This is a genomic window from Latilactobacillus graminis DSM 20719 (assembly GCF_001436415.1).
Classification (GTDB): Bacteria; Bacillota; Bacilli; order Lactobacillales; family Lactobacillaceae; genus Latilactobacillus; species Latilactobacillus graminis.
Map to the genome: position 1 here is coordinate 46821 of NZ_AYZB01000037.1, position 7554 is coordinate 54374.

Genomic DNA, 7554 nt, shown 5'->3' on the forward strand with positions numbered 1-7554 from the left:
CCGATTACTCTTTAATCTTAAGGGAGTTCTGTTATAATAAAAAATACTTAAAACAGATTGATTAATAACTAAAAGGTATCAATTAAGGTGGTCAATAATGAACTTAACTTATTTACAATACTTCAAAAAAGTCTTTGAAACCCGCAATATAACCCAGGCCGCTAGAGCACTATATATTTCGCAACCGGCACTCAGTCGCGCCATTAAACATCTAGAATCCGAGTTAGGTGTCACACTTTTTTATCACACAGGTCGTAATATTGAAGCGACACCATACGCCCACACCTTCTATCCCTACGTTACTAAAACCCTAGCCATTCTTGACGACGGGTTTCGTGCGGTCAATGCCTTAAACCAGGAAATCATTACTTCAATCACTCTGTGCTTAGAAGTCGCATCTGTTTCCGCACCAAACTTAATGCGCATATTTTCAGAAAAACATCCTGATATTGAATTAACGATTATCCAACATCAGCTTCCTGAAAATATTAATGATTCCGTTTTATTTATCACTTCTGATTCAAAACCTGATTTAGTTAATGTTCCGATTATTAGAGAACCAATTTTAGTTGCCGTTCCTAAATCGCACCCGTTAGCCCAAAAAGCGGTTTTGCAAGCGACTGATATTCAACAAACACCAATTATTATGTTGAGTTCCAGCAATGCTTTTCGCCACACCATTGATCTGGCCCTTGAAGCTAATCACATTCAGCCTAAAATTAGCTCAACCACTGATGATCCCGCAACGCTTCGTTCAATTATCAATCAAGGCTTAGGCATCACCTTTTTTCCCCAAATCTCCTGGTCCTATCAAGCTAATGACAACTTTATCTTAAAAGAGATTGCTGGTGTCTCAATCGAACGGACTATTTATCTTTCGTCAACGTTGCGCGAAGATCACCCACTCATCAAAACAATTGTAACCACCCTTCGCGAGTGGTTCATCTGCCATAACTAAAAAAGGAATGTTTACTACCAATTGATGATAGTAAACATTCCTTTTTTACTGCTTATTTAGTGATTCTTTGATAAATTTCAAATGTATGCGTATAGCGATTACGTTCGTCCAGCACACCAGGTGTTTGACTGATTAATTCGAACTGATCCATCGCTAATTTTGGCATATAAATATCGCCTTCAAACGATGCAGCAATTTTTGTAACGTACAGATAATCGACATCATCAGCAAACATTGCAAAAATATCGGCGCCGCCAATGATAAAAATCTTTTTCATCGGATTGACCTGCTCATATTCAAGCAGTTCCGCTTTATTGTGCATCACCAATACGCCATCTGCCACAGCTAGTTCCGATTGCCGCGTAATCACGACGTTTTGCCGACTCGGTAAGGGGCGAGCAGGTAAACTATCATATGTTTTACGCCCCATTACGACCACTTCATGAATCGTTTCGTGTTTAAAATTGGCAAGATCGTTTGGTAGTGACCATGGTAAATGCCCATTTTGACCGATTAACCCATTTTGATCTTCAGCCCATAAAAATGCTAACATTGCCACTCCTCCTCATTAAACCGCGACAGGTGCTTTAATTGCGGGTTCTGCTTCATAATTTTCAAGTTTAATATCGGCGATATCAAAGTCAAAGATGCTTGTTTTATCTGGATTTAACCATAGTTGTGGTGCAGTATGAATGGGGCGTTCAAGCTGCGTCTTCACTTGTTCAACGTGATTGCTATAAATATGCGCATCACCTAAGGTATGGATGAATTCACCGACTTCAAGGCCGGTTTCATGCGCAATCAAATGTGTCAACAATGCGTAACTCGCAATGTTAAATGGTACTCCAAGGAAAACGTCCCCGCTACGTTGATACAATTGGCACGATAACCGTCCGTCATTCACGTAGAACTGGAACATCGTATGACAAGGCGGCAACGCCATACTTGGCACATCTTCTGGATTCCAAGCTGAAACAATTAAGCGCCGTGAATCGGGATTGGTTTTAATTTGTTCAATCACATTTTTAATCTGATCGATTGTGTCCCCAGAACGGGTTTGCCAAGCACGCCATTGTTTACCATAGATATCGCCCAGTTCACCATATTGTTTGGCAAAGGCTTCATCGTTTAAAATCCGTTCGTTAAACTGTTGCATTTGGTCGCGATAAACAGTATTGAAGGCCGTATCAGTTTGGGCACGATGACCAAAATCTGTCATATCCGGGCCTGTATAATCGGCACTTTGAACGTAGCGTTCAAACGCCCATTCATCCCAAATATGATTATTGTGTTGTAGTAAGTAGCGAATGTTGGAGTCGCCCTTTAAAAACCACAACAACTCGCTTTTAATTAGACCGAATGGCACTTTTTTGGTGGTCAATAAAGGGAACCCTTCATTTAAATCAAACCGCATTTGATAACCAAATAAACTATAGGTGCCTGTATTGGTGCGATCTTCTTTGTAATGACCTGTTTCTAAAATAGTACGTGCTAAATCCAAATAGGTTTGCTCAGACATGGGTGTGGATTCCTTTCTTTAACGTGCTTTTCAAACCATGTTCTTACGTTTAGCTCCACAAGTCAAACGATTGCTTCCAGCAATCATTCGCCTTGTTAGGCTAATCCTCAGAACATACCCGGTTTGAACGCATTTCTTTTCTTTAACGTGCTTTTCAAACTAGGTTCCTGCGCTTTACCTAGTTAGTCAAATCATCGTCTGCATCGCTAATTCGCCTAACTAGGTAAATGCTCATAACCTAACCAGTTTGAACGCACTCAGTTTGCGTATTCACTTAAGTATTCCCAGCGGGTCATTTTTTCGTCTAGTTGTTGGTTGAGTTGATCCATTTGGGCCTGCCACTCTGCTAATTTACCATAGTCGGCACCGTTTGCGTTCATTTCTGCTTTGATGGTTTCAATCTGTTCGTCCAATTGTTCCATGTCGGCTTCGATGTGTTCGTATTCCTTTTGTTCGGCGTATGTTAATTTCTGCTTGGTCTTTGCGACTGGTGCCTCTTCAACCGCTGCTGTCGCTGCTTTAGGCGCTGACTTAGTTGGGGTTGCTTTTTGTTTCATTAAGTAATCACTGAAAAGCCCGACTTCGGTGCTAATCTTGCCCGCGCCTTCAAAAATCAAGAGCTTGTCGGCGACTTGATCGAGGAAGTAACGGTCATGAGAAACCGTGATCACTGTACCGTTAAAGTTTTCCAAGTAATTTTCCAGAATCGTCAACGTGCCAATATCTAAATCATTAGTTGGTTCATCCAGTAATAAGACGTTTGGTTGTTGCATCAAAATCTTCAACAAATACAAGCGGCGTTTCTCACCACCAGAAAGTTTACCAATCAATGTGCCATGCATTTGACGACTAAACAGGAATTGTTCTAACAATTGTGTGACACTGATCCGGTCCCCATTTTTACCAATGACTTCTTCGCCGGCTTCTTGCAAGTAGGCAATGACTCGTTTATTAGGGTCGAGGTCTTCATTTTGTTGCGTGTAGTAGCCAAGATTGACGGTTTCACCGACAATTAGCTCCCCACTATCCAGTGGTAGCCGTTGCGCCAGCACGTTTAAGAGTGATGATTTGCCGGCACCGTTGACGCCACTAATCCCAATCCGATCGTTAGCTTGGGCTAAAATACTAAAATCATCCAGAATCTGCCGATCACCAAGGCGTAAACTAGCATGCTTTAATTCGAGTACTTTTTTTCCTAACCGTGATTGCCCCATTTGAATATCGACTTCTAAGTCATCTGGTCCAGTGGTTAAATTCGCCTTTAAATCATTGAAGCGATTGATCCGGGCTTGTTGTTTGGTTGTCCGTGCCTTAGCCCCCGCCCGCATCCACGTTAATTCTTGCTTGTAGCGTTGTTGTTGCTTATGGGCAGCTTGTTGTTCACGTTCCAAACGGTCAGCTTTTTGAATTAAGAATTGTTCATAGTTACCGTCATATGAATAGAGTTGCCCACCATCGAGTTCGAAAATCTGGTTCGCAACGCGATCCAAGAAGTACCGATCATGCGTCACAATTAAAAGGGCCCCTTGATATTGCGCTAACCGTTTTTCAAGCCATTCAATGGAATCAAAGTCCAAATGATTGGTCGGTTCATCCAAAATCAATAAATCAGGGCTTTCGATTAAGGCTTGTGCCAAACCAACCCGTTTTTGTTGGCCCCCCGATAATGTATTGATTGGTTGATCCAAATCCGTTAAGTGTAGTTGTGTCAATATGGTTTTGATATCCGTATCGACCGACCAAGCATCACGTTGTGTCATTTGCGCATCAGCCTGTTCATATTGCGTCTGTAATTTTAGATTAGTTGGATCTTGCGTATAAGCCGCCAAGACACGTTCATAATTTTGGATGGTCTTGAACACCGGATTATCGCCGGCAAAAATGGCCGCCATAATACTTAAATTCGTATCAAAACTTGGTTTCTGCGCTAAATAACTCATCGTATATTGATTAGGCGTTTCAATCTGACCACTGTCATATGAATCCGTACCGGTAATCGCGTTGAGCAACGTTGTTTTGCCAGTCCCGTTAATGCCGACTAAGCCAATCCGGTCCCCTTCGCGGATTAAAAATGAAATATCTTCAAAAAGCGTTTTTTCACCGTAAGTCTTTGTTAAATGCGTTGCTGTCAATGTTTGCAATATAAGTCACCTTTTTACTTTCATTACCATCAATCATAGCGAATAATCAGACGACTGACAATCAAAATAACAAAAAGAATATCGTAAACTGTCAATAAGCAAAAAAACTCCTGACAACGATTAAGATTGTCAGGAGCTAACTTAAATTTCAGGGTACATATCTGCAATTGTGTGTTCAGCATCAATCACGATGTATAAACGACCATTTTTTTGTGAGATTTGACTACTTTGATAAATATTATCTAAGCCACTATTATCTTTGTTCTTGAATGGGAAATAAATTTGCATTGGTGCGCGATCTTGATCGTCTTCAAAGATTAAATCGAGTTTTTCGATGTCTTGATACTTTGTTGCCCGCCCAAACATCCCCATTTCAAGCGAACCAGTATTGATATCTTCGGACTTAACATGATCGGCTTCCGGTAAAATTTCAGCTTTGAAACTCTTGCAAGGGTGAATCTCTTGCATTGGGCCGCCATTAATGCGGCCATAACTGGTGGTAACACGGCTAATCCAAATATCATTTAATTCTTTATGGTTGACGGTCCAAGCATCCCCATTTCTAAAATAAAATTTTAATTCCTTAAAAACATGTTGTGTCATCAATTATCACCCTTTCTGAATGTGCTTACATGGCTATTTTAACACACCTTCTGAGGGAATGGCTTAGTTTTGTGCAGCCCATTGCAATAATTGCGCTTGGTCATTTGGTAATTGGTCTAACACCACAGTTTTTTCGAGTTGCGCCAAGATCTTTCCCAGCTGTGGTCCGGGTTGATAACCATTTTGTATTAAGACTTGTCCATTGATGGCTAGTTCAGCCTTTTGCTTAATTTGCAGTGCCGCATACTTTGCTTGCCACTGATCAACTGCCATTGGTTTGCTTGTCATCAATTGGGCGACGACTAACGTGATGTCTAATACGTGTTGCCCCGCTTGATAAAGCGCCCACTGATCGGCCGATTGGTCTAGAATGGCTGGCAATAATCCCAAACCTGCTTTAACCGCATCGATCACATCGTTAGCACTCTTCCAGCGTTTCAATAATTTGCTAGCGGCGGCGGGAGTTTTACCCAATAATGCATTGACTAGTAGCCAATCCGTATCTTCGTCATGAATCTGTTGCGCAGGTAGTGCCGCTAATTTGGCTAGTCCTGCTGATTCAGTCGCGAACTCTGGACAATATTGATACAACCCAGTTTTTAAAAAAGTTTGTAACCCATTTTGGCGCTGAATGCCTTGGAGTAACTTCACAAATTCCACATGGATTCGTTCCACCGCGATCTTTGTTAGTAATTCAGCATGTTTGGTAATCGCAGCCTGTGTTTCTGGGGTGACTGCAAAGCCGAGCTGACTTTCAAAACGAACAGCACGCATCATGCGGAGTGCATCTTCGTGGAAGCGTTCATCAGCTTCGCCCACCGCTCTGATTTGTTGCGCTTTTAGATCGGTCAGGCCATCGAATAAGTCAATAATTTCACCATCAGCGCGCATCGCAAGCGCATTAATCGTAAAGTCCCGCCGTTGTAGATCTGCGGCTAACGATCGGACAAACGTGACAGAATCGGGTCGTCTAAAATCTTGGTAGCCACTTTCCGTCCTAAAAGTGGTCACTTCATAACCAGTCCCATGATCAAGAATCATTACAGTCCCGTGTTGAATCCCGGTATCGACCGTTCGTTTAAAAATCTGCTTCACTTCTGCTGGATACGCAGACGTTGCAATATCGACATCGTGAATTGGCAAGCCTAATAAATAATCGCGGACACTACCACCGACAAAATAGGCTTCAAAACCCGCTGCTTCAATTTGTTTTAAGATTGGTAGGGCGGCTTTAAATTCCGGCGCAAAGGTCGTTACTCTCATGGATGATCCCTCTTATCTAATAATTAACTGTTTCTGATGTTATTTATCATACCACAATCATTACAACCACCAAATAGCTGGCACTGTTTTTACAGCCTACGTCGTGCTATATTTGAGTTATGTAAAGGGGGCGGTTTAATGACGAATCATCATACATGGCAAACTACCAGCCGTAACTTGATGATGATTGCCTTGGGCTGTGCAGTCTATGCGTTTGGCCTAGTCACGATCAACATCCAAAATCACCTTGCCGAAGGGGGCTTAACCGGGATTACCTTGATTTTACGCTATTGGTTGCACATCGATCCGGCGTACACGACTGTATTATTGAATATCCCGTTAATTATTCTCGGTTACCGCTACCTTGGCAAACGCGCATTGGCTTACACCATTTATGGGACCGCAATGATGTCGCTTTTCTTATGGATTTGGCAGCGCGTCCCCATCACAATTGACTTGAACCACGACATTTTAATCGCTTCAATCCTAGCCGGTTTATGTGGCGGCTTTGGGAGTGGGATTATCTACCGCTTTGGCGGCACAACCGGTGGAACTGACGTCATTGCCCGCATTATCGAAAAAGAAAAAGGGATGCCGATGGGCCGTTCACTCCTTCTTTTTGACGTCGTGGTCTTAACACTGTCACTCAGTTACCTCGATATTGAACATATGATGTATACCTTAATTGCTTCTTACGTTTTCTCGCGGATTGTTAACTTCACACTTGAAGGCGCCTATGCTGCCAAAGGAATACTCGTTATCAGCGATCACGCCCAAGCAGTTGCCGATGACATTCTGACTGACATGGAGCGTGGTGTCACCTTCTTACATGCTACTGGCGCTTATGCCCACCAAGACCGACTAATGCTCTATTGCGTCGTCAGCCCAAGTGAGATTGCCCATCTGAAACGGTTAATCAATCACCATGATCCGCACGCATTTATCTCAATTATTGATGTTCACGAAGCACTCGGTGAAGGATTTACGTATGAATAATCAATAAAACACCCGACTAAATGTACTAGGCCCTGTCAAGTTGACGGATGAAATAATATAAAATTTAATATGTT

General features: G+C 42.3%; 7 protein-coding genes. 2 read left to right on the plus strand and 5 right to left on the minus strand.

Annotation, left to right across the window (positions count from 1 at the left end):
- The first annotated feature begins 97 nt into the window (after positions 1-97).
- Positions 98-958 carry a LysR family transcriptional regulator gene (locus tag FC90_RS06735; RefSeq protein WP_057908511.1) on the plus strand — a complete coding sequence of 287 codons (861 nt, stop codon included), beginning with the start codon at positions 98-100 and terminating at the stop codon, positions 956-958.
- A gap of 52 nt (positions 959-1010) precedes the next feature.
- Here the strand turns inward: FC90_RS06735 and FC90_RS06740 are convergent, their stop codons facing one another.
- The 5 genes from FC90_RS06740 to FC90_RS06760 all read right to left on the minus strand — a co-directional run bounded on the left by FC90_RS06740 (position 1011) and on the right by FC90_RS06760 (position 6484).
- Complete coding sequence (locus tag FC90_RS06740; protein WP_057908512.1) at positions 1011-1511, minus strand: dihydrofolate reductase; 501 nt, start codon at positions 1509-1511, stop codon at positions 1011-1013.
- A gap of 15 nt (positions 1512-1526) precedes the next feature.
- A complete protein-coding gene (locus FC90_RS06745) occupies positions 1527-2477 on the minus strand; it encodes a thymidylate synthase (protein WP_057908513.1) in 951 nt (316 codons plus the stop codon).
- A gap of 257 nt (positions 2478-2734) precedes the next feature.
- Positions 2735-4618, minus strand: coding sequence for an ABC-F family ATP-binding cassette domain-containing protein (locus tag FC90_RS06750; protein ID WP_057908514.1), 1884 nt, complete (start codon positions 4616-4618; stop codon positions 2735-2737).
- 141 nt (positions 4619-4759) lie between these two features.
- A complete protein-coding gene (locus FC90_RS06755; protein ID WP_057908515.1) occupies positions 4760-5221 on the minus strand; it encodes a hypothetical protein in 462 nt (153 codons plus the stop codon).
- Positions 5222-5284: 63 nt separating this feature from the next.
- Positions 5285-6484, minus strand: a complete 1200-nt coding sequence (locus tag FC90_RS06760) for a CCA tRNA nucleotidyltransferase (RefSeq protein ID WP_057908516.1) — start codon at positions 6482-6484, stop codon at positions 5285-5287.
- Between the two features lie 138 nt (positions 6485-6622).
- Between FC90_RS06760 and FC90_RS06765 the strand changes: the two genes are divergently transcribed.
- Complete coding sequence (locus FC90_RS06765; protein ID WP_057908517.1) at positions 6623-7480, plus strand: YitT family protein; 858 nt, start codon at positions 6623-6625, stop codon at positions 7478-7480.
- Positions 7481-7554 lie beyond the last annotated feature (74 nt).

Excerpts from the sequence above, each read along its gene's own strand:
- FC90_RS06735 (WP_057908511.1), top strand. The coding sequence starts at position 98 with ATGAACTTAACTTATTTACAATACTTCAAAAAAGTCTTTGAAACCCGC.
- FC90_RS06745 (WP_057908513.1), bottom strand. The coding sequence starts at position 2,477 with ATGTCTGAGCAAACCTATTTGGATTTAGCACGTACTATTTTAGAAACA.
- FC90_RS06740 (WP_057908512.1), bottom strand. The coding sequence starts at position 1,511 with ATGTTAGCATTTTTATGGGCTGAAGATCAAAATGGGTTAATCGGTCAA.
- FC90_RS06760 (WP_057908516.1), bottom strand. The coding sequence starts at position 6,484 with ATGAGAGTAACGACCTTTGCGCCGGAATTTAAAGCCGCCCTACCAATC.
- FC90_RS06755 (WP_057908515.1), bottom strand. The coding sequence starts at position 5,221 with ATGACACAACATGTTTTTAAGGAATTAAAATTTTATTTTAGAAATGGG.
- FC90_RS06765 (WP_057908517.1), top strand. The coding sequence starts at position 6,623 with ATGACGAATCATCATACATGGCAAACTACCAGCCGTAACTTGATGATG.